Below are 26176 nucleotides of genomic sequence, written 5' to 3'. Positions count from 1 at the left end.
AGGATGAAACTGAGAACCGGCGTCGCCTAGCGCGACGGCGTGTGCAGCACGGCGGACAGCAGCGTGCGCGTGTATTCGTGCTGCGCATGCGCGAACAGGTCGGCCGGGCGGCCCCGTTCCACGATGCGGCCCTTGAAGACCACGCAGACTTCGTCGCACAGATGGTTGACCACCGCGAGGTCGTGGCTGATGAGCAGGTAGCTGATGCCGAACTGCTGCTGCAAATCCTGCATGAGGTTGAGCACCTGGGCCTGCACCGACACGTCGAGCGCGCTCACCGGCTCGTCGGCCACGATGAGCTTGGGCCGCGTGATGAGCGCGCGTGCAATGGCGATGCGCTGGCGCTGCCCGCCCGAGAACTCGTGCGGGTACTTGTCCATGTCGGTGGTGCGCAGGCCGACGGCGGCAAGCGCTTCCGATGCGCGCTCGCGCTGCTCGGCGCGGCTGGTCTCGGCCAGCGCCTCCAGCGGCTCGGCCACGATGCGCGCCACGGTCTGGCGCGGGTCGAGCGAACCGTAGGGGTCCTGGAACACCATCTGGAAATCGCGCCGCGCCGTGCGCAGCGCTTCCTTCGACAGCGCATGCAGGTCGCGGCCTTCGAGAGAGACGGTGCCCGACGTGGGCGTGTCCAGCGCCATCACCAGGCGCGCGATGGTCGACTTGCCCGAGCCCGATTCGCCGACGATGCCCATGCTCTTGCCGGCGTGCACGTCGAAGCTCACGCCGTTGAGCGCCTTCACCGTCGGCGGCGGGCCGAAGAGTTTTTCTCGCGGCAGCGCGTAGTGGCGGTAGAGGTTCTTCACGGCCAGCAGGGGCTGGCCGGCATTGGTGGACTGGCTCATGCGGGGAGGGCGGCGGCCTTGGCGTTCAGCGCGGCGATCTCGCCGAGCCGCAGGCAGCGCACCGTGTGGTCGTTCGGCAGCAGCGTGGCCTGGGGCCGCGTGCTCTGGCACAGGTCGATGGTGTGGGCGCAGCGGCCCGCGAAGGCGCAGCCGCGCGGCATGTCGACCAGCTCCGGCACGCTGCCCCGGATGGTCGGCAGCCGGCCCGCGCGCACCGCGCCGATGGCGGGGCGCGCTGCGAACAGGCCACGCGTATAGGGATGCGCGCGGCCCGCGAAGACGGTGTCGGTCGGGCCGCTTTCGACCGCGCTGCCGCCGTACATCACCAGCATGCGCTTCACGCTGTTGGCGATCACCCCGAGGTCGTGCGAGATCAGGATCATCGCCATGCCCATTTCCTTGACCAGGCTCTGGATCAGGTCGAGCACCTGCTTCTGGATGGTCACGTCGAGCGCGGTGGTGGGCTCGTCGGCAATCAGCAGGTCGGGGCCGCAGGCCAAGGCCATCGCGATGCCGATGCGCTGGCGCTGGCCGCCGGAGAACTGGTGCGGGTAGGCGTCGAGGCGCGAGGCCGCGTCGGGAATGCCCACGCGGTCGAGCAGGCCTAGAGCTTCCTTGCGGGCCTGAGCCTTGGTCAGTCCGCGGTGCAACTGCAGCGGCTCGCCGACCTGGCGCGCGATGGTGTGCACCGGGTTCAGCGCCGTCATCGGTTCCTGGAAGATCATGCCGATACGGTTGCCGCGGATCTGGCACATCTGCTTTTCGGGCAGGCCGACGAGTTCCTGCCCGTCGAGCTTGATGCTGCCGGTGACCTGCGCGCTGGAGGGCAGCAGGCCCATGAGCGACATCACGGTGATCGACTTGCCGCAGCCCGATTCGCCGACGATGCCCAGCGTTTCGCCGCGCTCCAGCGAGAACGAGATGCCGCGCACGGCCTGCGCCGGGCCGCGCTGGGTCTGCAGGCCGATCTGGAGGTTGTTGACTTCGAGGAGGGGCATCGTGGTCTCAGCGTGCGCGGGCGAGGCGCGGATCGAGCAGGTCGCGCAGGCCGTCGCCCAGCAGGTTCAGGCCCAGCACCGCCAGCGCGATCGCCATGCCGGGGAAAACCGCCAGCAGCGGCTGCTGGAACATCAGGGTCTGCGCTTCGCTGAGCATGCGGCCCCACGACGGCTGCGGCGGCTGCGTGCCGAGGCCGAGATACGAGAGCGCCGCTTCCGCGAGGATGGCGATGGCGAAGCGGATCGTGATCTGCACGATCAGCACGGCCGAGATGTTCGGCAGCACGTGCTGCATGGTGATGGCAAAGGAGCCCTTCCCGCAGGCGCGCGCCGCGGCCACGTATTCACGCGACCAGATGGCGTTGGCCGATGCGCGCGTGATGCGCGCGAAGGTCGGGATGTTGTAGATGCCGATCGCGACGATGGCATTCACGATGCCCGCGCCGAACACGGCGGTCATCATGATGGCCGAGAGAATCGCGGGAAAGGCCAGCGTGAAGTCCGACAGGCGCATCACCGCTTCTTCGACCCAGCCGCGTTTGGCCGCCGCGAGCAGGCCCAGCGCGGTGCCGACCACCAGGCCGATGCCCACGGCAATGATGCCGACCAGGATGGATGCGCGCGCACCCACCAGCAGCAGAGAGGCCACGTCACGCCCGAATGCATCGGTGCCCAGCCAGTGCGAGCCCGTCGGGGCCTGCATCTTGTTCGCCATGTCCATCGCATACGGCGACCACGGCGTCCACACGAAGGACACCAGCGCCGCGATGAGCAGCAGCGCGGCCAGCACGCCGCCGATGACGAAGCTGCGGTGCTTCACCGCGCGTTGCCAGAAACCGGGGAGCTTGAGCGCCGCGGCGCTGGGGGCCGGGGCCGTGATGGCGTTCATATGTCGCTGGCCTTGATGCGCGGGTCGATGACGGCGTAGAGCACGTCGACCACGAAATTCACGATGACCACCATGGCCGCGAGCAGCATCACGCAGTTGCGCACCACGATCAGGTCGCGGTTGCTGATGGCCTGGAAGATCAGCCGGCCCAAGCCGGGAAGATAGAACACGTTCTCCACCACGATGGTGCCGGCCAGCAGCTCGGAGAACTGCATGCCCATCACCGTGATGACGGGGATCATGGCGTTGCGCAGCACATGCGTCCAGAGCACCATGCGCTGCGAAACGCCCTTGGCCCGCGCGGTGCGCACGAAGTCTTCGCGCATCACTTCCAGCACCGCCGAGCGTGTGATGCGCGCGAGGATCGCGGCCTGCACCACCGCAAGCGACAGGGCAGGCAGCAGCAGCGACTTGATGCCCGAGAAGAAGCCGTCGCCCCAGCCCTCGAAGCCGCCTGCCGAGAACCACTGCAGCTTCACCGAGAACACGAGGATCAGAAGAATCGCGAACCAGAAATTGGGAATCGCAATGCCGACCTGGGCCATGCCCATCAGGCCGACGTCGCCGAGCTTGTTGTGGCGCGCGGCGGCCGTCACGCCTACCAGCAGCGCGATGACCGTGGTGAAGAACATCGCCAGCAGCGCCAGCGGCATGGTGAGCGCGAGGCGCTCGAGGATCAGGTCGAGCACCGGCGAGCTGTAGGCGTAGCTGTCGCCCAGGTTGCCGGTGAGCAGGCCGCCGATCCAGTGCCAGTAGCGCGTCAATGCGGGCAGGTCGAGGCCGAGCTTGGTGGCCAGCGCCGCCACCGCTTCGGGCGAAGCATCCGGCCCCATCAGCATCTGTGCCGCGTTGCCCGGAAGAATCTCCAGCACCAGGAACACGATGATCGACGCGCCGACCAGCGTGCCGATCAGCGTCAGCGTGCGCTTCAGCAGGAACAGGCCCATCTCAGTGTCCCCGGCCGCAAAGGGATGAGGGGCTCGTCGTCATGCCGAGATGCAGTCGGCGATCGCGCGGCCCACGTCCACGGTGTTCGCGGTGCCGCCCATGTCGCGCGTGCGCGGGCCTTCGCTCAGCACCGTCTCGATGGCCGAGATGACGGCGGCCGAAGCCTGTGCGTACACGGGATCGTTGTTGCCCAGGTGGTCGAGCATCAGCGCGGCCGACCAGATCTGGCCGATCGGGTTGGCGATGCCCTTGCCCGCGATGTCGGGCGCCGAGCCGTGCACCGGCTCGAACAGCGACGGGAACTTGCGCTCCGGGTTCAGGTTGGCGCTCGGCGCGATGCCGATGGTGCCGGTGCAGGCCGGGCCCAGGTCGGAGAGGATGTCGCCGAACAGGTTGGAGGCCACCACCACGTCGAACCAGTCGGGGTGCTGCACGAAGTGCGCGCACAGGATGTCGATGTGGTACTTGCTGGTCGCGATGTCCGGATGGCGCTTGGCGATCTCGGCCAGGCGCTCGTCCCAGTAGGGCATGGTCACCGAGATGCCGTTCGACTTGGTCGCGGCCACCAGGTTCTTGCGCGGGCGGCGGCTGGCCAGCTCGAATGCGTATTCGATGATGCGATCCACGCCGACGCGCGTGAACACCGCTTCCTGGATCGCCATTTCGCGCGGCGTGCCCTCGAACAGGCGCCCGCCCACGGAGGTGTACTCGCCCTCGGTGTTCTCGCGCACCACCAGGAAGTCGATGTCGCCGGGCTTGCGGTGCGCCAGCGGTCCGGGCACGCCGGGCATCAGGCGCACGGGACGCAGGTTCACGTACTGGTCGAAGTCGCGGCGGATCTTGATGAGCAGGCCCCACACGGCGATGTGGTCGGGCACCTTGTCGGGCGCGCCCACCGCGCCGAAGTAGATGGCGTCATGGCCCTGGATCTTGTCGGCCCAGTCGGCCGGCATCATCAGGCCGGTGCGCACGTAGTGGTCGGAGCCCCAGTCGAAGTGGTCGTAAGAGAAGTCGATGCCGAAACGGCGCCCGACCGCGTCGAGCACGCGCAAACCTTCGGGCATGACCTCGACGCCGATGCCGTCTCCGGGAATGACGGCAATCCTGTGCTTTTTCTGCATTGACTCAACCTGTTCCAAATTCGTTTCGATGGGGCGAGCGCGCTCGTGACGCAAGGCCGCTGAAAAATTCTAGGAGCCGTGGCCATGCGAGAGGTCGGGGTTGGCACCCACTCAGTGTTGACAAAATAAGAAGGCAAGGCGAGGCGGTTTGCTTGCGTGGATAAAGATTTCGGTGTCACGGGAATGTCTTTGACTTCTAAAAATTAGAAGGCTCGGCGCGCCGCTTCAGGCCGCTGGAGAGCCCGCATGCAGCTTCATGAAGGCTTGCTGAATTCCGGTGTGCAGACCCGGCAGATACTTCGGCCGCTCGCGGCACCCGATCCCCAGTGAGCGGCCGCCATAAAACACATGAATTCTTCGCCTGTCCAGGACAACGCCGGCCCCGGCGCGGGCGCCGCCATGCATGCGGGGTGGCGGCACGCGCTCGGGCAACGTTGGCGGCGCTGGGTCCAGCCCTCGCTGCTGAGGCGATTGCTGCTGGCGCAGGTTTCGGTGGTCGGGCTGCTGTGGGCCTGCATCGTCGGCCTGTTCCTGCACGACTCCAACCGCTTTCCCGAACTCGTGCGCTACGACAGCCTCTTTGCCTGCATCATCACCGCCGCGCGGAATCTCGCGGACTCGCCGGACCGCCAGCAAGCCACGCTGCGCGCTTTCGACATGGCGCTGCTCGAGACCTCGGGCGACTTCACGTCCGACGAGGACAAGGCGCCGGTCATGCAGGTATGGCAGCGCGGCAGGCTCATCTACAACTCGAGCGCATCGGTGCCGCCGATCATCAACCAGACCATCGGCAAGGTGGAGATCATCCGCCTGGGCGAACGGTCGCTGCGCGCGCGGACCATGGTCTCGCCGGTGCTCGACACCCGCGTGATGCTGGCCGAGCCCAAGTTCCTGCGGCTGTACTTCAACGCCGACGACCGCAGCTACTACTTCCTGCCCTTGCTCATCAGCCTGCCGTTCCTGGTGTTCCCCGCATGGCTGGCCGTGCTGCTCGCCCTGCGGCCGTGGCGACAGGTGACGCGGGAGACCGCCGAGCGCGGCCCCGCCGACCTCACGCCGCTGTCGTTCGAGCCGCAGCACAAGGAACTGCGGCCGATGGTGCGCAGCATCAACGGCCTGCTGCGCAGCGTGCGCGACCGCGGTGTGCGCGAACGCGGGCTGATCGCCGACGCGGCCAATGAACTTCAGACACCGCTCGAGGCGATGCGCGTGAACGTCGAGGCGCTGAGGGCGCAGACGAACGACGAGGGCCAGCGCGAGCTCATGGCCAACCTGCTGCGCAGCAATGACCGCGCGACGCGGCTGGTCGGGCAGTTGCAGCAGCTGATGCGCAGCGACGAGGTGCCGCAGAACGCCTTGCCCGAAGCGCTTGCGCTCGACGCCTTGGCGCGCGAGCGCATCGCGCTGCTCGGGCCGCTGGCGCAGGCGCGCGGCGTGAAGTTCGACTTTGCGGTGGATGACGAAGGCCCGGTGCCGGTGTTCGGCGAGCGCGAGGGCCTGATTTCGATGGTGAGCAACCTGGTGGAGAACGCCGTCAAGTACAGCCCCGGGGGCGGCACAGTCAGTGTGCATGTCGGCCGCGATGGCGCACGCGCGGTGCTTCGCGTGGCCGACCAGGGCCCGGGCATTCCACCGGCGCTGCGCGAGCGGGTGTTCGACCGCTTCTTCCGCAACCCCGACCAGACACAGTCGGGCAGCGGGCTGGGGCTGGCGATCGTGAAGTCGGTGCTCGACAGGCACCACGGACAGATCATTCTGGAGGCGGGCGAAGACGGGCGGGGGCTGCTGGCGACCGTGTGGCTGCCGTTGTCGGCAGGCTGACAGGGGTATCGGCCGCATCTACCATGTGCCGATGCGAACACTTTCACTCCCCACCGGCGGCGAGATGCCGGTACTCGGCCTGGGTACCTGGCGCATGGGCGAGGATGCAAGCCGCCGCGCGGCCGAAGTCGCCGCCGTGCGCGAGGCCATCGCCCTGGGCTACCGGCTCATCGACACCGCCGAGATGTACGGCGAAGGCGGCGCCGAAACCGTCGTGGGCCAGGCCGTTGCCGAGGCGCTGCGCGCGGGTGACGTGCGGCGCGATGCGCTTTTCATCGTCAGCAAGGTCTACCCGCACAACGCGAGCCGGCGCGGCACGCGCGAGGCCTGCGAACGCAGCCTGAAGCGGCTGGGGCTCGACGCCATCGACCTCTACCTGCTGCACTGGCGCGGCAACCACCCGCTGCGCGACACCGTCGCCGCGATGCAGTCGCTGGTGGCCGACGGCCGCATCGCCCGCTGGGGCGTGAGCAACTTCGACACCGACGACATGGAAGAGCTGGAGCCGCTCGCCGGCAGCGGGCCGGGCTGCGCGGCCAACCAGGTTTACCTGTCGCTGGGCGAGCGCGGGCCCGAGTTCAGCCTGCTGCCCTGGCAGCGCGAGCGCGGCATGCCGCTGATGGCCTACAGCCCGATCGACCAGGGTGCGCTGGCGGGTGACAAGGCGTTGGGGGAACTGGCTGCGCGTCTCGGCGTAACTGCTGGGCAACTGGCGCTGGCCGCGGTGATCGCGCGGCCCGGCGTGGCGGCGATCCCGAAGGCGGTGCGCGCCGGGCACCTGAAGGAAAACCTGGCCGCAGCGGCGTTGAAGCTCGACGCGGCAACCCTGGAAGAAATCGACCGCCTGCACCCACCGCCGCGGCGCAAGGGGCCGCTGGCGATGATCTGACCCGGGAAGGAAGGCTCAGTGCGCCTCGGCCTGCTTGGCCGCGGCGATCACGGCCTGCTCGTCGTGCTTCGCGCCGTTGAGGAACAGGTTCAGCAGCACAGCGGCAATCGACGCCAGCAGGATGCCCGACTCGATCAGCGAGTGAATCGCGTGCGGCATCCATTGCTTGAAGTTGGGCGCGATCAGCGGAATCATGCCGATGCCGATCGACACCGCGACGATCATCGCGTTGTGGCGGTTGGTCTTGAAGTCCACGCCCGACAGGATGCGGATGCCGGTGGCGGCCACCATGCCGAACATCACGAGGCCCGCGCCGCCAAGCACCACGGTGGGCAGCGACTCCACCAGCGCGGCCATCTTCGGCAGCAGGCCCAGCACGATGAGGATCACGCCGCCCGCCACGCAGACGTAGCGGCTCTTGATGCCGGTGACGGCCACGAGGCCCACGTTCTGCGAGAAGCTGGTGTACGGGAAGGTATTGAAGATGCCGCCGATCAGCGTGCCCAGGCCGTCGGTGCGCAGGCCGCGGGCCAGGTCTTTCTGCTCGATCTTGCGGTCGGTCATCTCGCCGAGCGCGAGGAACATGCCGGTCGATTCGATCATCACCACGATCATGATGAGCGTCATGGTGAGGATCAGGATCGGGTCGAACTGCGGCATGCCGAAGTGAAAGGGCAGCACGATGTCGACCCATGCGGCCTTGCCCACCTTCTCGTAGGTCATGAGGCCGGTAATGGACGCCACCACGGCGCCGATCACGATGCCCAGCAGCACCGAGATGTTGGCGATGAAGCCCTTGGCGTACTTGACGATCAGCAGGATCGACACCAGCACCAGCGCTGCCACGCCGAAGCCTGAAAGATCCGCGTACTTGGGGTTGGGCACCGTCGGCATGATCGCGAAGCCCTTGGGCACCGCCGGAATGGAGCTGCCCGGCGACGTCACCTCGGCGAGCCACTTGGCATACACCGGGTCGACCAGCGCGGGCGCCGTCGGGCCCACCGGGTTGCCGAAGATCCAGTTGATGCCCACGCGCATCAGGCTGATGCCGATGACGGCGATGATCGTGCCCGTGACCACCGGCGGAAAGAAGCGCAGCATGCGGCTCACCAGCGGCGCGATCAGTATCGACACCACGCCCGCGCCGATGATCGAGCCGAACAGCAGCTGGGCTCCGTTCTGGCCCGGGTTAGCGTTGGCGATGGCCACCATCGGAGCGACCGACGCGAAGGTCACGCCCATCATCACCGGCAGCTTGATGCCGAACCATTGCGTGGCGCCGAGCGCCTGGATCAGCGTGGCGATGCCGCAGCAGAACAGGTCGGCCGAGATCAGCAGGGCGACCTCGTCGGGCGATAGCTTGAGCGCGCGCCCGACGATCAGCGGCACCGCGACGGCCCCCGCATACATCACCAGCACATGCTGCAATCCGAGGGCCGCGAGCTTGCCCGAAGGCAAGCGCTGATCCACGGGATGGACTTGGGAAAGTGTGGCGTCGGCCGTCATCGTTGTCTCCTGCTGCGCAAGGGAAGAGGCTGGGGCGGCGTGGCTTGCCACGGCGCTTGCCTCAATGTGTACGCGAAACTGTATACAACTTATGCGACAATCTTGACCCGGAAAAACCCGAAGCAGGCCGGGTTCATTCCGCCGGCAGTCGCTCAGGCGACGGGGTACGGCCCTTCGCCGAACACCTCGCGGTGGTAGCCCTTGCTGCCCACGTCGCGCGCCAGCTGGCTGCGGGAGTCGCGGCCTTCGCGCAGGCACCGCAGCACATGCGCGAAGTCATGGCGCGGCTGCCAGCCCAGCTCGCGCCGCGCCAGCGCATTCACGTAGACGCGGTCGAGCTGCGCGGGCAGCTTCCATCCCTGCCCGGCATAGAGCGCTTCGCACTCTGGAAACAGCCGGTTCAGCACACGCGGTGCGCTCTCGCGCAGCATCGGCAGGTCGTCTTGCGTGAAGGGCGTGGTGGCCGAGACGATGTAGCGGCCGAAGCCGATGGCCGGTGCTCGTCTGGCCGCCAGCAGGTGGGCATCGACCACGTCCTCGATGTCGACGCGGCGATGCAGCAGCTCGTTGGCCTGCGCGTTCTCCAATGAATGGAGGCTGCGCGCGGTGGCATCGTCGTCGTCCTCGGGAAAGAAGCGCGAAGTCTTCAGCACGATCACGGGCAGGCGCTGCTTGCGGTGGAACAGCTCGCACAGGCTTTCGGCGGAGGTTTTGGTCACGCCGTAGATGTTCTTCGGGATCGGCGTCACGCCTTCCGTGACCCAGGCTGCCGGCATGCCTTCGGCGGGCGTGAGCGCCGAGCCGAAGGTGCTGGTGGTGCTGGTGAACACGAAGGCCTCGACACCGGCCGCCACCGCTTCTTCGAGGAGCACCAGCGTGCCCGTGATGTTGGTGTCGATGAACTCCTGCAGGCTGTGCGTGCCCACGTGGGGCTTGTGCAGCGTGGCCGCATGAATGACGGTGCGCACGCTGCGCATGCAGTCGCGCACGAAGGCTCGGTCGGTGATGGAACCTGCGCGGTCGGTGAAGGGGGAGGGCGTGATGTCGATGCCCCGAGCGTCTTGCGAAGCCGCGCGCAGCGTGCGCATCAGGGCTTCGCCGAGGTGGCCGGCGCTGCCGGTGATCAAAGTGGTCATGGCCGCAAGACTATCTGCCGACGTTGAGGGCGTCCACGCATAAGTTATGCGTGGATCGGGCGTCTGCGCTCAGGCGATGGTGGTGACGATGCGTCCGGCGCACCCGTCGGCCAGTGCAATGCGCTCCCACAGCACGCGGCCCGACACGATCGGAATGACCGGGTCGGCATTGGCTCCGGTGGCAATCTCCAGCGACGACAGCTCGCCCGCGTACCAGCCCAGCCCGTCGAGTGTGGCTTCGGCCGCGAGGATTTCTGCCGAGGCGTAGCCGATCAGCGAACGCCCCATGAATTCCGCCGCATCGGCGCGCCACTCGGCCTGGCGCGACGGCGAAGCGGCCAGCAGCCGGTGCGTGCGGTCGCAGATCAGGTGCACCTTGCGCGTGGACGATTCGACCAGCCGCTTCAAGGCGGCGTCCTGCGATGCGTCCTGCGCGGCCGCGAGCAGCCGGTGCGCCGCGGCCTGCTGCGCGGCGGACAGCGCGAGCTGCCCGCGCTCCCAGCGCGACACCGTCGCTTGGTTCACGCCCATCAGTTGTGCGAAATGCGTTTGCTTGATGCCGCGCAGCAGGCGCATCCGGCGCAGGGCCGTGCCCAGGCTCGGATGGTTCGGGGTGATCCTGTGATGCACGGCGTCAGCCTCAGGCCAGCAGCGCCTTCACCAGGTCGAGCTGGCGGTCGGGCTTGTCGGTGTCCAGCGAGAGGCTGGCCTCGATGCGCTCGAGGTGTTCGATCATGCTCTTCACCGCGGCCTCCGGGTCGCCCTTGCGGCACAGCCGCAGGAACTCGGCGTGCTCGTCGGACGAGCAGTGCGGGTCGTTCGACGAGTGGTACAGCATCGCGATCAGCGAGCTGCGCGCGACCAGCTCGCGCACCAGTTCGGCCAGCGTGCGGTTGCCCGTGGCCTCGGCCAGTGCCACGTGGAAGTCGCCCAGCAGCTTCTCGCGCACGGTGCCCATGGTGGTGGTCTGGCGCAGCGTGGTGCGCTCGAACTTGACGTGCTGCTCGAGCACCTGGTAGTCGCGCGGCCGTGCATTGGCGATGAAGAGGCGCACCACCTCGCTCTCGAGAATGCGGCGCACCGCGAACACCTCGCGTGCTTCTTCCACGGTGGGCTGGCAGACGAAGGCGCCCTTGTCGGGGATCATCTCGATGAGCTTGTCCTTCGACAGCATCAGCAGCGCGGCGCGCACCTTGGTGCGGCTCACCGAATAGACGCGGCCCAGCGCCTCTTCGCGCAGCCAGGTGCCGGGCGGCAGGCGCTTCTCGACGATGGCGGTGGCGATGTCGTTGGCGATGCTCTCGATGGAGCTTTGCTTGTCCGCCGGCGCGGCGCCGTCGTCGGGCGGCGCGGCTGCGGCGGAGGAGGTGTCGGAAACGGGAGGTTTGGAACTGGCGCGGGGCATGCGCGGATTGTGGCCTAGCGCGGCAGGGTGAAGCCTTCCAGCGCCCCAATGATGGGCTTCGGCAGGGGCTTTGCCAGCTCGCCGCGCTTGCTGGTGCGCAGTTTCAGCGCCACGAGCGATTCGATGAGCTTGGTGCCGGCGGCCACGCCGTCGATCACAGGCACGCCCAGCAGCTGCTCGATGTGCGCGCACAGGTCGGTCATGCCTGCGCAGCCGAGCACGATGCAGTCGGAGCCGTCTTGCTCGAGGGCGAGCCGGCATTCGTCGACGATGCGCTCGCGGGCCCGCGAGCCGGGTTCCTCGAGTTCGAGCACAGGCAGTTCGCAGGCGCGCACGTTGGCGCAGAAGCGCTCCATGCCGTAGATCTCGGCCAGGTGCCAGGCCTGGCCCATGGTGCGTCCCAGCGTGGTTACCACGCTGAAGCGGCTGCCGACCATGCTGGCCAGGTGCATCGCCGCCTCGGCGATGCCGACCACCGGGCCGCTCGCCAGTTCGCGCGCGGCTTTCAGGCCCGGGTCGCCGAAGCAGGCGATCACGTAGCCGTCGATGCCGTCGCGCTCGCCTGCCGCAATCTCCTGAAGCAACCCCGGCACGGCCAGCGCCTCGTCGTAGTGGCTCTCGATGGAAACCGGGCCCATGGCCGGGCTCACCGCCACGATCTCGGTGCCGCTGTGCGCCACCGCGCGGGCGCAAGCGCCGATCTTCTCGGTCATGCTCCAGGTGGTGTTGGGATTGATGATCTTGATGCGCACGGCGCGGTCCCTTTCTTTCTCTTCCAGTGTTTCAGGTCTTGCTGTTGCGGTTCAGCAGCGCATACAGGATGAAGCCCAGGCCCATGCCGATGAACCACGCATAGTTGGCGGCGCCGCGCAGCGTCGGCACCATCACGCAAAGAATGGGCACGATGGCCGACGGCACCAGCGCCTGGATCGCCTTCGGGTTGTAGCCGCCGCTGTACCAGTACTCGCCCTTGGGGCTCATGGTGTAGAGCGCGTCCACGTCGATGCGCTGCTTGCGCACGATGTAGTAGTCGGCAATGAGGATGCCGAACAGCGGCCCGATGAACGAGCCCAGCACGTCGAGCGTGTAGTGGATGACCTCGGGGCTGTTGTAGAGGTTCCACGGCGTGAGGAACACCGAGCCCACAGCGGCGATCATGCCGCCCGTGCGCCAGCTGATGTGCTGCGGCGCCACGTTCGAGAAGTCGAAGGCCGGCGAGACGAAGTTGGCCACGATGTTGATGCCGATGGTGGCGATCATGAAGGTCAGCGCGCCCAGTACCACGGCGGTGGTGCTGTCGATCTTGCCCACGGTGTGCACCGGATCGGTGATGAGCTCGCCGAACACGGGCAGCGTTGCGGCGGTGGTGATGACGGTCAGCAGCGAGAAGAAGACGAAGTTCACCGGCAGGCCCCAGAAGTTGCCCTTCTTCACCGCGTCGAAGCTCTTGCCGTAGCGGGAGAAGTCGCCGAAGTTGAGCATCGGGCCGCTGAAGTAGCTCACCACCAGCGCGATGGCCGAGAGCATCACCGGCAGCGCGTCCCAGCCCTGGAACTTGATGCCGCCCAGGTTCAGGTCGATCTTGCTCCAGCCGGCCTTCCACACCAGCCAGCCGCACAGGATGGCCATGACCACGTACACCGCCGGACCGGCCCAGTCGATGAACTTGCGGATGGCGTCCATGCCGTGCCAGAACACGAAGGCCTGCAACACCCACATGACCATGAACGCGACCCAGCCCAGGGCCGACAGGCCGACGAAGCCGTGCTGCGCCACGTCCGCGTAAGGCGTGAGATCCGGCGCCATGTGCAGCGCCAGCACCATGAAGGCCGCCGACGCCAGATACGTTTGCACGCCGTACCAGGCCACCGCGATCAGCCCGCGGATGATGGCCGGGATGTTGGCGCCCAGCACGCCGAACGGTGCGCGGCAAACCACGGGGTAGGGCACGCCCGTCACCTGGCTCGGCTTGGCCACGAGGTTGCAGAAGAACTGCACGATCACGATGCCCACCAGCAGCGACACCAGCACCTGCCAGCTCGACAGCCCCAGCGCGAAGAGGCTGCCGGCCGTGATGTAGCCGCCCACGCTGTGCACGTCGGACATCCAGAAGGCAAAGATGTTGTATTGCCCCCAGGTCTGTTTCTTCAGCGGCGCGAGGTCTTCGTTGGTCAGCCGCGGGTGGTAGCCGGGCTTGATGACTGCGTTCGACTCGGCGTGCGGCGCAATGCCGGCTTCGCTTGTCCCCGTGGGGGCCTGGCTGACGACTGTGCTCATGGTCTTCTTCCTTGTGCGGATAGGTAGGGGTTGGGAGCAGTTTTTGACGCAAATTTCGCGCCGCCTTTCGGATGCGTTATTTGTATACAAAAACTGCACGCAATCAAGACCATTCAAGGAATCATATATCCGTAGATTCCCTGATGAGAGCGGGTGTGCGCAGCAGGAGGCCTCAGGCCCGGAATCGGTAGCCGGTGCCCCTGACGGTGTGCAGCGGCAGCGAAATTCCCGCGGCGAGCGCCTTGCGCCGCAGGCGGCTGATCACAACGTCCACGCGCTGAAGATCGAACTGCTCCAGGTCGCCACCGAGCGCGGCTGCGAGTTCCGCGCGGTCCACGGGCTTGTCGCGCCGCTTGAACAGGCATCCCACGATGGCTCGCTCCGACATGGTGAGGCGCAGCATCCGGTCGCCGGGGTCGCAGAGGATCCAGTCTTCTTCCCTGAGCTCCCAGCGCCCTGTGCCTCTTGGCGCCTCGGCCTGCGGGGGCGTGGAGCGGGATCTGCGGTCGGCTGCCTTGAGGCGCCGATGGATGGCCTGCAGCGACGCGGCAAGCTCTTCGGCATGCACCGGCTTCACGAAATACGCGTCCGCACCATCGCGCAGGCCGCGAACCCGATCGCTCAGTTCGTGGCGCGCGGTCGCGAACACGATCCCCACGTTGCTGGCCGAGCGCAGGTGCTGGGCAATTGAAAACCCGTTTTCATCCGGCAGGCCGATGTCGATGACCACGATTTCGCAACGGCGGACCGCATAGGCCCGATAAAACGCCGAAGCCGTCGAAAAGCCGTGTGCCTCGATGTCCATCTGGTTGAGGCTGTATACGAGTGCCTCTTGCAGGTCTTCTTCGTCTTCGATCAGGTAGACGACTATTTTTTCACGGCTGTCGATTTTCGTATTGTTCATGGTGCATATTTCTTCGGCTTCGGCGCGGGTTTCGGCGGCGAGCCAGACAAATCAATGAGATGCAAAAAAATCGCTGCCTGTGTTTGATCTTCGGACTGATTCTTTGGCTCTCATGCCAGGGCGCAGGAGGCGTCGTGCTCAAGAAGGGGCAAGGCGATGATGGTCCGATTTCGTTGGCGAAGGAAGTGGAAGTGTTCCGTGACCCTACCGGCAAGGTCACCATGAAAGATATCGTCTCGGAACCGCAAAAATACAGCTTTGCCCATGAGGATATTCGTTCTCTGGAGCGGTATTCGAACGACGCCCTGTGGATCCGGGTCTCGCTGCAGCACGAAGAAAGCACGCCGATCGACTGGGTCGTTCAAATATTTCCTGGCTGGATAGATGAAGTCGAGATGTATTGCGTGGCGTCCGACGGAAAAGTTTCATCCAACAAGATCGGGGACCAGTTATCTTTTTCCGAAAGGGAAATCAAATCCAGCATCATGGCATTTCCACTGGTCGTGGATTCCACGGCCAGGGTGCATTATTTTAGAGTAAAAACGCACGGCCCGACAATTCTTGACCTGAATCTCTGGCAAAAATCAGTGTTCGACAGGGTTGAATTGAAAAGAAGCCTTTTTTTCTCGGCATTTGCCGGTTCGATTGGCGTGATGGTGCTGATGAACCTGATTTTCTGGAAATGGACTCGGGACGCCAATTACCTCATATATTCGCTTTTCCTGGTTGTGATGCTCGGGGCGGTCTTTGCCGTGCAGGGATACGCCAGCTCCTTGTTTTTTCCTGAAAATCCTGTGTATGCGGACCGTTTTGTCGACGCGACCACCTGCGCGCTCATGTCGATCTCCGCGGTATTTGTCTGCCGCTTTTTCAATTACAAGGAATATTCGCCCCAAACTTCCCGGTTCACTTATCTGGCGGCATTTATTTTCCTTGCTGCCACCGTATTGGCATTGTGCGGGGTAATAGAAAACTCGATCAGATGGCTGCTCTATCTTCAAATAGCCGTTGGCGCGTTCAATACGCTATTCATATTCTGGTTCATCGTCCGTCGAAAGGTTTTTCATCAACTTTTTGCCGCACTCGTTTTCCTCGTTGTGAATTCGTCATGGCTCTTTTATTGCGTGGTCCTGCTTGGCATGGTGAGACTGGAGCAATCGTTTGTCACGGAGTCGTTGATACAGTTGACGCAGCTGGCCAATCTCGCGGTTCTCAACATTGCCGTGGTAAGCCGTTCCAGGGATTCCGAGTTGAAACTGAGGGCCGAGCGAAAACGGGCTTTCGACTCGATGAAAATCGCGAAGATCGCTTTGGAGGAGCGAGTTCGACAGCGCGAATTCGTCGCGATTCTTTCGCACGAATTCCGCACGCCACTCGCGATCGTCGATGCGGTGGCACAAGCACTCGGGTTGTCGCCATCTGGAAGCGACGAGCGAGTCAAGCGCAGTGTCGAGAAAATCCGCAAGGCCACTCGCCGTCTCACCACACTGGTTGAGAACATTCTTCTGGACGATACGCTGGAATCTGGTGCGCGCCCGACGGTAAGAAACTTCGACTTATGGAGTGTGATTGAGAACGTTCGCCACATCGGATTGCCTGACGAACAGGCGCGTCTGAACGTCACCGCAGCGGGTCAACCGGTCATGTTTGAAGGGGATCAGGAAAAAATTGAAATGGCCCTGCGGAATTTGATATTGAATGCTATCAAATACTCTCCGGCCGATTCGATGGTTGATGTGAAATGCGACGCTAGCTCCAATACTTTTAGCGTGACTGTTTCAAATAAGGGAAATCCAATTCCTGAGTCTGAAAAGAGCGAGTTGTTCGAGCGTTACTTCAGGGGCGGCAATTCTTCACTGGTGCCCGGCTCCGGCCTTGGCCTTCACATTTCACGCGCGATCACCCGTTTGCACGGCGGCGACGTCGTTCTGGTTTCCAGCGACGGTGCGGGTACCGTGTTTCGCCTGACACTTCCTTTGCCGCCACAGTAGGCAAGCCTCGTTAACACGCAGCGTTTCCTGGACTGTAGGGCACGCCAGAGTCTTCGCTCTGCGCACAAGACAGCCTCATAGCGTGAACTATTTCACGAATCCAGCGATTTTTAGACACGCCTTACGCTGACATGATTCCTTAATCATTGCTGGCGAATGAAACCTTTTGAAGTAAGGTAGCGCACAAACATGGTGCGCACAGTGGTTTTGCAAGCAGTTCTTCCGCGCTCTTGAGCTCGTAAATGGGAACGCACCGGAAGCGTCCGCACCGCACCCAATGACATTAATTGCATGAACATGTCATTAATCGTGTCCGTCGCAAGCAGATACATTCCGCTACCCGAACGGTCATAGCGGAGTGCAATAACAAGCCTCTCTTGACGTTCTTCTTGAACATGAGAGGTTGGAATGATTTCCCCAGAGTCTCGTAGCCGATCGCTACTCCTGAAACAAAGCGGCGTCCATGACATCGTGCAGGCGTCGATAGCGAAAGAAGAACGCGACCGCTTTTCTGACGAGGCTGGGCCTCCGGCCTTATTTTCCTCATCAAATTCCTCATATTCCAAACAGCGTCGATTCCCGGTAGCCGCTGAGCGATCTCTCGTTGCGGCCGGTGGCGAAAATGCTCCCATTCAGGCGACGCCGAATGCCGCAGGGTCGTTTTCGGGCGAGTTGCAATTGCCCGTTGTAGCGCTTGACGAATCGAGCCTCAGCTGTCCCACTTTAAGAAAGAGCATCGATCGGCTTGGCTGCGCTTCCGTTGCCTTTGAAACTGTGACCGATCTGATGAACGCACTCAGGTTGGGCGACCGCTTCGGGCTGCTGCTTTTGGCCCTTCCCACGGACGTGAACATAAATTGGGTGAAAGCCATTCGCGGCCTGACAAGCGCTCCTGTCTTATTTGCCGTCAACGAAAGCAAGGCCGCTTGGCAGCTGCGGGTCGGTGACAAGTTTCTTGGAGATAGAAATTTCGATTTCGTTTTTCCTCCGTTTGACAGTGCGGAAATAAGATTGAGGCTGCGAAATCTGATGAGCAGAAGTGCCGCCGCCAGATGCGCGCAGACGGAAAATGGCGTCCTAGCCTTCAAGAGCTACAAGTTCCAGTTGGACGAGCGAAAAGTGTTCTACGAAGGTCGAGAGGTAAGCCTGCAGCGACGTGAATACGATCTGGCGCTTAATTTTTTCAAGAACATAGATTTTCCGTTGGCCAGAGGAAATCTCAATTTCCTGCTTCGCCGGGAATTTGCAGACTCACGCTCTCGGGTGCTCGATGTCTACGTCGCAAAAATCAGAAAAAAGCTAAGAATCGAGCCGTCCAACGGTTTGATTTTGAAAGCGGTTTTCGGTTACGGATATGAGTTGCGAACCGCCTTCTCTAAAGACGCCACAGGCTGAAGGTAGTTTCATTTGCGCGGTCGGATGTCGATGGTTGGGCGTCGAGGTAATTATTTTGTTGTATGTCGTGTTCAGGCGCAGCGGAGAAGGCGTTCAGCAGGTCAAGGGAATGCGTGGGGCAGGTGCCGACTTGGCCATGACTTCCATTTCGGGAGAGATCGTCGCTGTCCGAGGATTCTCTTCGGCGATGGATGGGAGCAAGAGCGATCTTGTGCTGGATGAAGGGCAGGACGGTTCCTGGCTCGCCAGGCTCAGCCGGGAGCAAGGCGAATTGGCCGTCAACTACTCGAGCATTGATCCCATCGAGCCCTTGCTCATGCCCAAGGCATCCGATTCGGGTGCGTGGCCCTGGTTGCTTGGTGGTGGCTTGGTCGCGGGGGCTCCTGCTGGCGGTGGCGGCGCGACCGCCTCGACCGCCGCGCCGGTGCGGGTCGACTCGGCCACATCGCTCTCCAACCAGCAGCTCGTCATGGTCTGACGCAACCCTTGGCGGAACAGGGCGGCGGGGCTCCGGCCGTGTCGCTCCTGTCTGCCTGAAAAAACAACATGAACAAAAAACTCATTCGACCTCGGTTGGCTGCGGCCTGCCTGCTCGCGGCCTGTGCGCCCGCCATCGCGCAAAGCAGCGACGGCGAGCTGAAGCTGTCCCGGCGCCTCGCTCCGAGCACGCTGGCCAAGGAACTGGGCGTCAAGCCCGGCCCCGCATTGCCCGAGGCTGCCGAAACCACGACGCCGCTGGAACTTGCCGATGCCGTTCGACAGGCGGTCGCGCGCCATCCTTCCATCTCCGACGCCATCGCCGTGCTGGCGCAGCAGTCGGGCGGCGTGGACGTGGCACGCGCCGGCTATTACCCCGCGGTGCGTGTCGGTGTGGGCGCGGGCGTCAACGACCGCGGCTCCGCCGGCCAGGGGCGCAGCAATGGCGGTCTCGCCACCGCCTCGGTGTCGCAGATGCTGTACGACTTCGGCAAGGTCTCGGGTGCGGTCGGCCAGTCGGAGGCGCAGGTACAGCGCCAGCAGGCAACGATCCTCAAGCAGATCGACGCCGTCGCGCAGCAGGCGGCCGAAGCCGTGGTCATGACGCACCGCTACCAATCGCTCGTCGCCATTGCGCAGGAGCAGGTGCAGGCGGTCGAGAAAGTGCTGCAGACCGCACAGCTGCGCGCCACCGCGGGCCTCAGTACCAAGGCCGATCCGATCCAGGCCGAGTCGCGCGTGGACAGCGCGCGTGCCAACCTGCTGCAGGTGAAGTCGCAGCTGGCGCAGTGGCGCGAGCGCCTGGGTACGCTGCTGGGGCGTTCCGTGCCGCCGCGCATGGCACCGTTGCCTGAGCACCTGGCAAGTGAACTGCGCGTCGACATGCAGCCCGACACCAGCCTCATGCCCGAGGTGCTGGCCGCCGAAGCCGAACGCCGTGTCGCCACCGCCCAGCTCGAAGTCGCCAGGGCCCAGCGCTATCCCACGCTCAGTCTCGACGCTTCCGTCAACCGGCCCATGGGCGGCATGAACTCCGGTGTTCCGGAGCGCAGCGGCGGCTCCCACTCGGTCATGCTCAACCTGTCGAGCGTGCTCTACCAAGGTGGTGCGCTCGAAGCGCAGGTCAACGCCGCCGTCGCGGCCGAACAGGCTGCGCGCATGCGCATCGAGACCGCCCGCCTCAATGCCGGCGACCAGGTGCGCAACTTCCGCGAGCAGGTCATCGGCGCGCAGGCGCGCCTGGGCGTGCTGGCCGACCGGCGCCGAAGCATCGCCGAGGCGCGCGATCTCTACCGCGAGCAGTACACGCTCGGCACCCGTTCCATTCTCGACCTGCTCAATGCCGAGCAGGAGATCCACCAGGCCGCAGCCGACGAAGAGGCCGTGCTGCACGAGCTCTGGACCAGCCGCGTCGGCTACATAGGCGCCACCGGGCAGTCCCGCGCGTACTACGGCCTGAACAACACCACCGTGCAGGGGATCGAGGTGCTTCCATGAAGTTGCCTTCGCAGTACACGAGCTGGCTCGACGCCATGCTTTTCGTCGCCCGCCACTACGGCATAGGCGCTTCAGAGGAGAACGTGCGCGTCTCGCTGGCCTGGGAGCGCGGCGCGCCGCTGGACACGCTGCTCGATCACATGGCGCGCCAGCTCGGCCTGATGGTGCGGCTGGGTGAATTCTCCGAAACGCTGCTCGACCCATGGCGCCTGCCGCTGGTGGTGGAGTTCGACAACGGCGAGGTCGGCGTGGTGCGAGTCTCCAACGGCCGTGGCCAGCTGGGCGTGCTGCTCGGAGGCGACCATGGCCTCGAGACGGCGCTGCCGCTCGACGAACTGCGCCGCCGCGCGAAACGTGTGGCCGTGCTGCGGCCCAACACCGCCGTGCCCGATGCGCGCGTGGACGACTACATCAAGCCCTACAAGGCCAACTGGTTCCGGGCCATCGCGCTGCGCGACTGGCGGCGCTACGGCGACATCATGCTGGCCTCGATGTTCGCGAACGTGCTGGCACTGGCTTCGATGATCTTCTCGATGCAGATCTACGACCGCGTGGTGCCCGCGCAGTCGGAGCCCACGCTGTGGGTGCTCTTCGGTGGCGTGATGCTGGCGGTGGCCTTCGAGTTCATGCTGCGCGTGTCGCGCACCCACATCTCCGACGTGGTCGGCAAGCGCGCCGACCTCAAGGTGTCGGACGTCGTGTTCGGCCATGCGCTGCGTCTGCGCACCAATGCGCGTTCCAAGTCGACAGGCTCCTTCATCGCGCAGGTGCGCGAGGTGGAGCAGGTGAGGGAGTTGCTTACCTCCACCACCATCTCCGCCGTGGCCGACCTGCCGTTCTTCCTGCTGTTCCTGGTCGTTCTCTGGCTGGTGGCCGGACCGCTTGCGCTGGTTGCCCTGGCGGCGGTGCCGTTGCTGGTCATTCCGGGCCTGCTCATCCAGAAGCCGCTGGCGCGCCTGGCGAGCGAAGGCATGCGTGAATCGGCCTTGCGCAACGCCCTGTTGGTCGAGGCGGTCGAAGGCATCGAGGACATCAAGCTCATGCGCGCCGAGCCGCGCTTCCAGAACCAGTGGAACCACGTCAACGACGTGTCCGCCGGCGTCAGCATGCGGCAACGCTTTCTCACGAGCATGCTCATGACGTGGACGCAAGAGGTGCAGACCATCGTGTATGCCGTGGTGTTGCTGGCGGGCTGCTTCCTCGTGATGCGCGGCGACATGACGACGGGTGCGCTGGTGGGCTCGTCGATCCTCGCGTCTCGCATGATCTCGCCGCTGGCGCAGCTGTCGAGCGTGTTCGCGCGCTGGCAGCAGGCCAAGGTGGCGCGCGCCGGCCTCGACCAGCTCATGCAGCGCCCGGTCGACCAGGCCGGCGGCACGCGGCTGGTGCATGCGCCGGCGCTGCACGGGCACTACGCACTGGCCGGCGTCGAGTTTCGCTATGGCAAGGACGACAAGAGCCCGGCGCTCGCAATCGCGCAATTGCAGATTCAGGCAGGCGAGAAGGTCGCGTTGCTGGGCCGCATGGGCGCGGGCAAATCCACGTTGCTGCAACTGCTGTCCGGCCTGCAGTCGCCGCAGCAGGGCCACGTGGCGCTCGATTCGCTCGACCTCTCGCTGATCGACCCGGCCGACCTGCGCCGCGACGTCGGCCTGCTCACGCAGAACGCGCGGCTTTTCCACGGCTCCATCCGCGAGAACGTGACCTTGGGGATGCCGCTGGCCACCGACGACCTGGTGTTCGAGGCCATCGCGATGGCGGGTGCCTTGCCATTTCTCCAGTCGCGCGCCGAGGGGCTGGACGAACTCATTCACGAGGGCGGCCTGGGTCTGTCCGGCGGGCAGCGGCAGGCATTGCTGCTCGCGCGCACGCTGATCCGGCAGCCGTCGATCGTGCTGCTCGACGAACCGACCGCGCATTTCGACGAGGTCACCGAACGGCACGTGATCGATCTGGTCGGCAACTGGATGGGGCCGCGCACGCTGGTGGTGGCAACGCATCGCATGCCGGTGCTGCAGTGGGTGGACCGCATCGTGGTGATCGATGGCGGCCGCATCGTGATGGATGGTTCGAAGGAACAGGTTCTTGGAAGGCTCTCACATGGCAACGCCTGAAAAAATACGGGTGAAGGCGCCAGCCACCACGGTCGGCATGACGATGCCGCCCGGTCTTGCTTCGGGGGCGAAGCCGCCACGCGCGAAGTCTCCTTTCCAGCCGACGGAACGCTCCAGGACCGCACCCGCCGCCTACTATTCGCCGCCCGAGCCTCCTTTGCCTCGCGCATCGCTGCTCGTGTGGATCATTGGGGCGCTGCTGCTCGCGCTGCTGGCGTGGGCCTGGCTCTTCAGGCTCGACGAAGTGTCCACCGGCGCAGGCAAGGTGGTGCCGTCGTCGCGCGAGCAGATGATCCAGTCGCTCGAGGGCGGCATCCTGGTCGACCTGAAGGTGCGCGAGGGCGACATCGTCGAGGAGGGGCAGGTGCTCGCGCAACTCGACAGGACGAAGACCGAGTCGACCGTTCAGGAAAGCGCTTCGCGCGTGCGCGCCGCGCTGGCCATGTCGGCACGGCTCACGGCCGAGGTGGGAGGCACGCCGTTGGTGTTTCCGCCCGAAGTGAGTTCCGACGCCGACCTGGTGCGCACGGAGACCGCGCTCTACCAGTCGCGCCGCGACCAGCTCGCGAGCAGCCTTTCGGGCGTGACGCAGGCGCTGGCGCTGATGCGCAGGGAGCTGGGCTTGACCGAGCCGCTGGTGGCTCGCGGCGCCGCAAGCGATGTCGAGGTGCTGCGCCTGAAGCGGCAGATCAACGAAGCCGAAACCAAGGCGGCCGACCTCAAGAGCCAGTACTACGTGAAAGCCCGCGAAGACCTGGCCAGGGCCAACGCCGAGATCGAGGCGCAGCGCTCGGTCACGCGCGGGCGCTCCGACTCTCTCACGCGCCTGACCTTCGCGTCGCCGGTGCGCGGCATTGTGAAGGACATTGCGGTAACCACGGTGGGCGGCGTGCTGCCCCCGGGCGGCAGGCTCATGGCGATCGTGCCGCTCGACGAGAAGCTGCTGGTCGAAGCGCGCATATCGCCGCGCGACGTCGCCTTCATCCATCCGGGCCAGGAAGCGGCGGTGAAGGTCACGGCGTACGACTACGCCATCTTCGGCAGCCTGCCCGGCAGGGTGACGACGATTTCGCCGGACACCATCCAGGACGACGTGAAGCGCGACGTGTACTACTACCGCGTGTACATCCGCACCGACGTCGACCAGTTGAAGAACAAGCGCGGGGAGAGCTTTCCGATCGTGCCCGGCATGATCGCGAACGTCGACATCCACACGGGCAGCAAGTCGGTGCTGGACTATCTGCTCAAGCCGCTGAACAAGGCGCGCGAAGCCTTGCGCGAGCGCTGAAAGACCCGTATGAGAAGAGTGCCCATTCCGCGCCGCGGGCCCGCCATCACGCAACAGGCCTTGAACCTGCTGGGCGAAGAGTTCCGAGCCGCTTTCGCGCAAGGCGACTTCATGCGGGCGTTGAAGTTCGCTACGCAGGCATGGGAGGCAACCCGCAGCCCGCAGCCCCTGGCCGACGTGGCACTGTGCCAGATGCGGCTGGGCCGGGCGATGCAGGCATACGACATCTATCACGGTGTCGTCGAGTACCTGAAGACTCCGAACGTCTATGACGGCCTCGCGGAGGCGGCGGGGCAACTGGGAAAGTGGAGGGAAGTGCGAGAGTTCGGCACCATATCCCTCGAGCTGAAGATCCTGGAGGCGGCGGAAGAAACGACAGCCGCAACCGCCGAATCGCCCGTGCTGCCGCGCTTCGACGAAAGGCGTCGCGAGCGCAACGTCATTGCGTTCAGCCTGTTCGGCGGTGATCCGCGCTATTGCGAGATGGCCGTGCTCAATGTGCGGGCCGCGCGCGAGTTCTTTCCTGCGTGGGTCTGCCGCTTCTACGTCGATGCCTCGGTGCCGAGGTCCGTTTGCGAGCGGCTGCTGGCGGAGGGCGCGTCCGTCGTCGATGTGCGCTCCATCGGCGGTCACGACCTGCCGGGCACCATGTGGCGGTTTCTTGCGCTCGACGATCCCGGTGTCGATCGCGTGCAGTTTCGCGACGCCGACTCGTTGTTGTCCACGCGCGACCAGGCGGCGGTGCGTGCATGGTGCGCCTCCGACCGCTGGTTCCATGTCATGCGCGACTACCACTCGCACACCGAACTGATGCTGGCCGGCATGTGGGGTGCGTGCCGGGGCGTCTTCACGGACATGGCGGGCGACATGCGCGCATACCTGAAGAGCCGGCCGTTCTCGTCGCGCTACGCCGACCAGCATTTCCTGCGCCACCGCATCTGGAAGGTGGCGGCGACCAGCATGCTCAGCCACGACGAGTGGTTCGACCTGTCCGGCAGCCAGCCTTTTCCCGCGCATGTGCCGATGACGGTGGATCCGCGCTATGCCCACGTGGGCGCCAACATCGGCTCGCCCTCCATGGAGGTTGCGCACTCCGCTCCCGATGGCACGCCGGTCCGTTGGACGCTGCACGACGCCTCGGGCGGGGCCGTCTGCACCTATTGCGCCGTCGTCAGGAACGGCCGCTACAGCGTCAGCATCCCCGCCCCCTATGCCGCGGAGATTGCAGCCGGCCGCTGGAGGGTCGTCTCGCGCGGCCTTCCCCAACCAGATCTGGAGGAAACACGATGTCCCTTGAAAACCTGAGTGGCGTAGACAGGCAGTTGCAGAAGGAAATTGGCGACTTCAACCTGATGTACATGCTCCTGGCGCAGAAGCTGGTGAAGCAGGACGAGGCGGTGGCGATGCGCCGCCTGGGCATCGGCAAGGATCTGGCGGAACTCCTTGCCAACATGTCGTCCGCGCAGATTGCGAAGCTGGCCGAGACGAATCTCATGCTTTGCAGCTTTCGTCCCGATGACGCGGCGATCGCATCGAAACCGTACATGGCCTCAAGCAAGATCTGAGCTCCTTCGCAGTTCGGCCATGCGCGTTGCGACGCGCCGACGGCTCACGGCCGGAAGACTGGCCAGTTCGGCAGTTGCCGCTTCGGGCTGTACCACGCCCAATGGCGCCGCCACGAACAGCCAGTTGATGACGTGGAAGATGCTCTGCCATCCATGGATGGCGTAGTCCTGCACGTCCACGAGCCGCGGCGTGCGTTGCTGGAAACACTGCTTGAGCTCGGCGTAGCTGGCCGGCAAGGGCAGGGCCCCCACGTCGCGCCAGAAGGCGCTGTCGCGGCGTGGGCAGTCGTAGTGCATGCGCAAGAAATCGCGGATGCCGGACCAGCACCGCGCATTGGCCTCGTTGAAGCCTTCGATCAGGAAGCCTGACACCACGCCGTTGCTGGCGGTGACGATGCGCTCGAAGTTGCGCAGTTGCTCCAGCATCTGGCCGATGGAGGTCGCCTCCAGCGGTTCCACGAAACCCGAGGCCAGTCCGATGGTCGAGGCCGACGGTTTCTCCATCGTCCAGCCTGAGGCTGCGCGCCATGCGCTGCTCGTCGCACGCCAGCTCGTGGCTGTCGAAATGGAACGAGGCCGACAGGCCCGAGCCCGACCCCTGCCTGAGCATGGCCGCGGCCTCCTGCTGCGTCGCATTCGATGCGATCTCTGCAAAGCCCGGTATGTAGTGGTGCAGGCCGATGCCCTCGTGCACCATGCCCGAGAAGAATGGGTGGAAGCCGCGCTCGATCCAGTCCGTCTCCGGCAGGCCGGGCCGGCCGAAGAGGTAGTAATAGCGGTCGTCCTCGGCGCCGGTGCGCCAGCCTTCATAGGAAAAGCCAAGTTTGAAGGCCGCGCCGGTTTCCCGCACGAACTCGTCAAGGTCGATGCCGCATCGGTGCAGAGCCTCGACCAGGTTGAGCAGGCCGCCTTCTCCCACGCCGACGATGCCGATGTCGGGCGATTCGATCACCCGGACTTCGACCTGCCGCGCGAACATGCGGCGCAATGTCAGGGCTGCGAACCAGCCCGCGGTCCCGCCGCCGACGACGACGGCGCGGGACATGTTGCGAAGATTCAGCATGCAAGTGGTTCCATGGACATGGTCGAAAAGAAGGGAACCCCGAAAGGGGC

At 65.0% G+C, this 26176-nt stretch carries 23 protein-coding genes and 1 pseudogene; 10 read left to right on the top strand and 14 right to left on the bottom strand.

Features of this window, described 5'->3' with window-relative positions:
* Positions 1 to 26: 26 nt before the first annotated feature.
* The 5 genes from QRN67_RS12050 to QRN67_RS12030 are packed head-to-tail and all read right to left on the bottom strand — an operon-like array spanning position 27 to position 4798.
* The gene (locus QRN67_RS12050; RefSeq protein WP_081266798.1) at positions 27 to 842 is read right to left on the bottom strand and encodes an ATP-binding cassette domain-containing protein; all 816 of its coding nucleotides are present in this window, start codon (positions 840 to 842) and stop codon (positions 27 to 29) included.
* On the bottom strand, positions 839 to 1840 hold the full coding sequence (locus tag QRN67_RS12045) for an ABC transporter ATP-binding protein (protein ID WP_081266797.1): 1002 nt from the start codon (positions 1838 to 1840) through the stop codon (positions 839 to 841). Before QRN67_RS12045 ends, QRN67_RS12050 begins: the two co-directional genes overlap by 4 nt.
* A gap of 7 nt (positions 1841 to 1847) precedes the next feature.
* Positions 1848 to 2729 carry an ABC transporter permease gene (locus tag QRN67_RS12040; RefSeq protein WP_237679443.1) on the bottom strand — a complete coding sequence of 294 codons (882 nt, stop codon included), beginning with the start codon at positions 2727 to 2729 and terminating at the stop codon, positions 1848 to 1850.
* Entirely contained in the window at positions 2726 to 3676 is a 951-nt protein-coding gene (locus QRN67_RS12035) for an ABC transporter permease (protein ID WP_285411970.1), read from the bottom strand. Before QRN67_RS12035 ends, QRN67_RS12040 begins: the two co-directional genes overlap by 4 nt.
* Before the next feature lie 39 nt (positions 3677 to 3715).
* Complete coding sequence (locus tag QRN67_RS12030; RefSeq protein WP_106935170.1) at positions 3716 to 4798, bottom strand: tartrate dehydrogenase; 1083 nt, start codon at positions 4796 to 4798, stop codon at positions 3716 to 3718.
* A 348-nt stretch (positions 4799 to 5146) separates the two neighbouring features.
* Between QRN67_RS12030 and QRN67_RS12025 the strand changes: the two genes are divergently transcribed.
* Both QRN67_RS12025 and QRN67_RS12020 read left to right on the top strand, forming a co-directional pair.
* Entirely contained in the window at positions 5147 to 6619 is a 1473-nt protein-coding gene (locus QRN67_RS12025) for a sensor histidine kinase (protein ID WP_285411969.1), read from the top strand.
* Between the two features lie 31 nt (positions 6620 to 6650).
* The gene (locus tag QRN67_RS12020; RefSeq protein ID WP_285411968.1) at positions 6651 to 7508 is read left to right on the top strand and encodes an aldo/keto reductase; all 858 of its coding nucleotides are present in this window, start codon (positions 6651 to 6653) and stop codon (positions 7506 to 7508) included.
* A gap of 15 nt (positions 7509 to 7523) precedes the next feature.
* On the opposite strand, the gene QRN67_RS12015 is transcribed toward QRN67_RS12020, so the two are convergent.
* The 7 genes from QRN67_RS12015 to QRN67_RS11985 all read right to left on the bottom strand — a co-directional run bounded on the left by QRN67_RS12015 (position 7524) and on the right by QRN67_RS11985 (position 14736).
* Positions 7524 to 9014 (bottom strand): nucleobase:cation symporter-2 family protein, encoded by a 1491-nt coding sequence (locus QRN67_RS12015; RefSeq protein WP_285411967.1) that lies wholly within the window; start codon positions 9012 to 9014, stop codon positions 7524 to 7526.
* A gap of 152 nt (positions 9015 to 9166) precedes the next feature.
* Positions 9167 to 10150: an NAD-dependent epimerase/dehydratase family protein gene (locus QRN67_RS12010; RefSeq protein ID WP_285411966.1), complete on the bottom strand. Its 984-nt coding sequence runs from the start codon at positions 10148 to 10150 to the stop codon at positions 9167 to 9169.
* Between the two features lie 69 nt (positions 10151 to 10219).
* Entirely contained in the window at positions 10220 to 10780 is a 561-nt protein-coding gene (locus QRN67_RS12005) for a helix-turn-helix transcriptional regulator (protein WP_285411965.1), read from the bottom strand.
* A 10-nt stretch (positions 10781 to 10790) separates the two neighbouring features.
* Positions 10791 to 11555 (bottom strand): GntR family transcriptional regulator, encoded by a 765-nt coding sequence (locus tag QRN67_RS12000; RefSeq protein ID WP_081266789.1) that lies wholly within the window; start codon positions 11553 to 11555, stop codon positions 10791 to 10793.
* Between the two features lie 14 nt (positions 11556 to 11569).
* Positions 11570 to 12307 carry an aspartate/glutamate racemase family protein gene (locus tag QRN67_RS11995; RefSeq protein WP_285411963.1) on the bottom strand — a complete coding sequence of 246 codons (738 nt, stop codon included), beginning with the start codon at positions 12305 to 12307 and terminating at the stop codon, positions 11570 to 11572.
* A gap of 31 nt (positions 12308 to 12338) precedes the next feature.
* Positions 12339 to 13832, bottom strand: a complete 1494-nt coding sequence (locus tag QRN67_RS11990) for an NCS1 family nucleobase:cation symporter-1 (protein ID WP_285411961.1) — start codon at positions 13830 to 13832, stop codon at positions 12339 to 12341.
* Between the two features lie 172 nt (positions 13833 to 14004).
* Positions 14005 to 14736, bottom strand: a complete 732-nt coding sequence (locus tag QRN67_RS11985; RefSeq protein ID WP_285411960.1) for a response regulator transcription factor — start codon at positions 14734 to 14736, stop codon at positions 14005 to 14007.
* Between the two features lie 59 nt (positions 14737 to 14795).
* Here QRN67_RS11985 and QRN67_RS11980 point away from each other — a divergent pair, with 59 nt between their 5' ends.
* The 8 genes from QRN67_RS11980 to QRN67_RS11945 all read left to right on the top strand — a co-directional run bounded on the left by QRN67_RS11980 (position 14796) and on the right by QRN67_RS11945 (position 25063).
* A complete protein-coding gene (locus QRN67_RS11980; RefSeq protein ID WP_285411959.1) occupies positions 14796 to 16727 on the top strand; it encodes a sensor histidine kinase in 1932 nt (643 codons plus the stop codon).
* A gap of 408 nt (positions 16728 to 17135) precedes the next feature.
* Positions 17136 to 18122, top strand: a complete 987-nt coding sequence (locus QRN67_RS11975; protein WP_285411958.1) for a winged helix-turn-helix domain-containing protein — start codon at positions 17136 to 17138, stop codon at positions 18120 to 18122.
* A gap of 34 nt (positions 18123 to 18156) precedes the next feature.
* Entirely contained in the window at positions 18157 to 18600 is a 444-nt protein-coding gene (locus QRN67_RS11970; protein WP_285411957.1) for a BapA/Bap/LapF family prefix-like domain-containing protein, read from the top strand.
* Between the two features lie 68 nt (positions 18601 to 18668).
* Positions 18669 to 20096, top strand: a complete 1428-nt coding sequence (locus QRN67_RS11965) for a TolC family outer membrane protein (RefSeq protein WP_285411955.1) — start codon at positions 18669 to 18671, stop codon at positions 20094 to 20096.
* Positions 20093 to 22210: a type I secretion system permease/ATPase gene (locus QRN67_RS11960; RefSeq protein ID WP_285411954.1), complete on the top strand. Its 2118-nt coding sequence runs from the start codon at positions 20093 to 20095 to the stop codon at positions 22208 to 22210. The genes QRN67_RS11965 and QRN67_RS11960 overlap by 4 nt, the downstream gene beginning before the upstream one ends.
* A complete protein-coding gene (locus QRN67_RS11955) occupies positions 22197 to 23498 on the top strand; it encodes a beta-barrel domain-containing protein (RefSeq protein ID WP_285411952.1) in 1302 nt (433 codons plus the stop codon). The genes QRN67_RS11960 and QRN67_RS11955 overlap by 14 nt, the downstream gene beginning before the upstream one ends.
* Before the next feature lie 60 nt (positions 23499 to 23558).
* Positions 23559 to 24803: a tetratricopeptide repeat protein gene (locus tag QRN67_RS11950; RefSeq protein WP_285411951.1), complete on the top strand. Its 1245-nt coding sequence runs from the start codon at positions 23559 to 23561 to the stop codon at positions 24801 to 24803.
* On the top strand, positions 24785 to 25063 hold the full coding sequence (locus QRN67_RS11945; protein WP_106935159.1) for a flagellar transcriptional regulator FlhD: 279 nt from the start codon (positions 24785 to 24787) through the stop codon (positions 25061 to 25063). Before QRN67_RS11950 ends, QRN67_RS11945 begins: the two co-directional genes overlap by 19 nt.
* On the opposite strand, the gene QRN67_RS11940 is transcribed toward QRN67_RS11945, so the two are convergent.
* Together QRN67_RS11940 and QRN67_RS33210 are read right to left on the bottom strand one after the other, a co-directional pair.
* Positions 25049 to 25567, bottom strand: a complete 519-nt coding sequence (locus QRN67_RS11940) for a tryptophan 7-halogenase (protein ID WP_285411949.1) — start codon at positions 25565 to 25567, stop codon at positions 25049 to 25051. The genes QRN67_RS11945 and QRN67_RS11940 overlap by 15 nt on opposite strands.
* A gap of 100 nt (positions 25568 to 25667) precedes the next feature.
* Positions 25668 to 26042, bottom strand: a pseudogene (locus tag QRN67_RS33210) (tryptophan 7-halogenase); the annotation flags it as partial.
* Positions 26043 to 26176 lie beyond the last annotated feature (134 nt).

The sequence above is a fragment of the Variovorax sp. efr-133-TYG-130 genome (assembly GCF_030208835.1).
Classification (GTDB): Bacteria; Pseudomonadota; Gammaproteobacteria; order Burkholderiales; family Burkholderiaceae_C; genus Variovorax.
Note: the sequence above shows the minus strand (reverse complement) of the source record. Positions and strands in the feature narration are given on the sequence as shown.

Excerpts from the sequence above, each read along its gene's own strand:
- QRN67_RS11960 (WP_285411954.1), top strand. The coding sequence starts at position 20,093 with ATGAAGTTGCCTTCGCAGTACACGAGCTGGCTCGACGCCATGCTTTTC.
- QRN67_RS11985 (WP_285411960.1), bottom strand. The coding sequence starts at position 14,736 with ATGAACAATACGAAAATCGACAGCCGTGAAAAAATAGTCGTCTACCTG.
- QRN67_RS12020 (WP_285411968.1), top strand. The coding sequence starts at position 6,651 with ATGCGAACACTTTCACTCCCCACCGGCGGCGAGATGCCGGTACTCGGC.
- QRN67_RS11945 (WP_106935159.1), top strand. The coding sequence starts at position 24,785 with ATGTCCCTTGAAAACCTGAGTGGCGTAGACAGGCAGTTGCAGAAGGAA.
- QRN67_RS12015 (WP_285411967.1), bottom strand. The coding sequence starts at position 9,014 with ATGACGGCCGACGCCACACTTTCCCAAGTCCATCCCGTGGATCAGCGC.
- QRN67_RS12010 (WP_285411966.1), bottom strand. The coding sequence starts at position 10,150 with ATGACCACTTTGATCACCGGCAGCGCCGGCCACCTCGGCGAAGCCCTG.
- QRN67_RS12050 (WP_081266798.1), bottom strand. The coding sequence starts at position 842 with ATGAGCCAGTCCACCAATGCCGGCCAGCCCCTGCTGGCCGTGAAGAAC.
- QRN67_RS12040 (WP_237679443.1), bottom strand. The coding sequence starts at position 2,729 with ATGAACGCCATCACGGCCCCGGCCCCCAGCGCCGCGGCGCTCAAGCTC.
- QRN67_RS11965 (WP_285411955.1), top strand. The coding sequence starts at position 18,669 with ATGAACAAAAAACTCATTCGACCTCGGTTGGCTGCGGCCTGCCTGCTC.
- QRN67_RS12045 (WP_081266797.1), bottom strand. The coding sequence starts at position 1,840 with ATGCCCCTCCTCGAAGTCAACAACCTCCAGATCGGCCTGCAGACCCAG.
- QRN67_RS11940 (WP_285411949.1), bottom strand. The coding sequence starts at position 25,567 with ATGGAGAAACCGTCGGCCTCGACCATCGGACTGGCCTCGGGTTTCGTG.
- QRN67_RS12035 (WP_285411970.1), bottom strand. The coding sequence starts at position 3,676 with ATGGGCCTGTTCCTGCTGAAGCGCACGCTGACGCTGATCGGCACGCTG.
- QRN67_RS11975 (WP_285411958.1), top strand. The coding sequence starts at position 17,136 with ATGATTTCCCCAGAGTCTCGTAGCCGATCGCTACTCCTGAAACAAAGC.
- QRN67_RS12000 (WP_081266789.1), bottom strand. The coding sequence starts at position 11,555 with ATGCCCCGCGCCAGTTCCAAACCTCCCGTTTCCGACACCTCCTCCGCC.
- QRN67_RS11990 (WP_285411961.1), bottom strand. The coding sequence starts at position 13,832 with ATGAGCACAGTCGTCAGCCAGGCCCCCACGGGGACAAGCGAAGCCGGC.
- QRN67_RS12030 (WP_106935170.1), bottom strand. The coding sequence starts at position 4,798 with ATGCAGAAAAAGCACAGGATTGCCGTCATTCCCGGAGACGGCATCGGC.
- QRN67_RS12025 (WP_285411969.1), top strand. The coding sequence starts at position 5,147 with ATGAATTCTTCGCCTGTCCAGGACAACGCCGGCCCCGGCGCGGGCGCC.
- QRN67_RS11955 (WP_285411952.1), top strand. The coding sequence starts at position 22,197 with ATGGCAACGCCTGAAAAAATACGGGTGAAGGCGCCAGCCACCACGGTC.
- QRN67_RS11980 (WP_285411959.1), top strand. The coding sequence starts at position 14,796 with ATGCAAAAAAATCGCTGCCTGTGTTTGATCTTCGGACTGATTCTTTGG.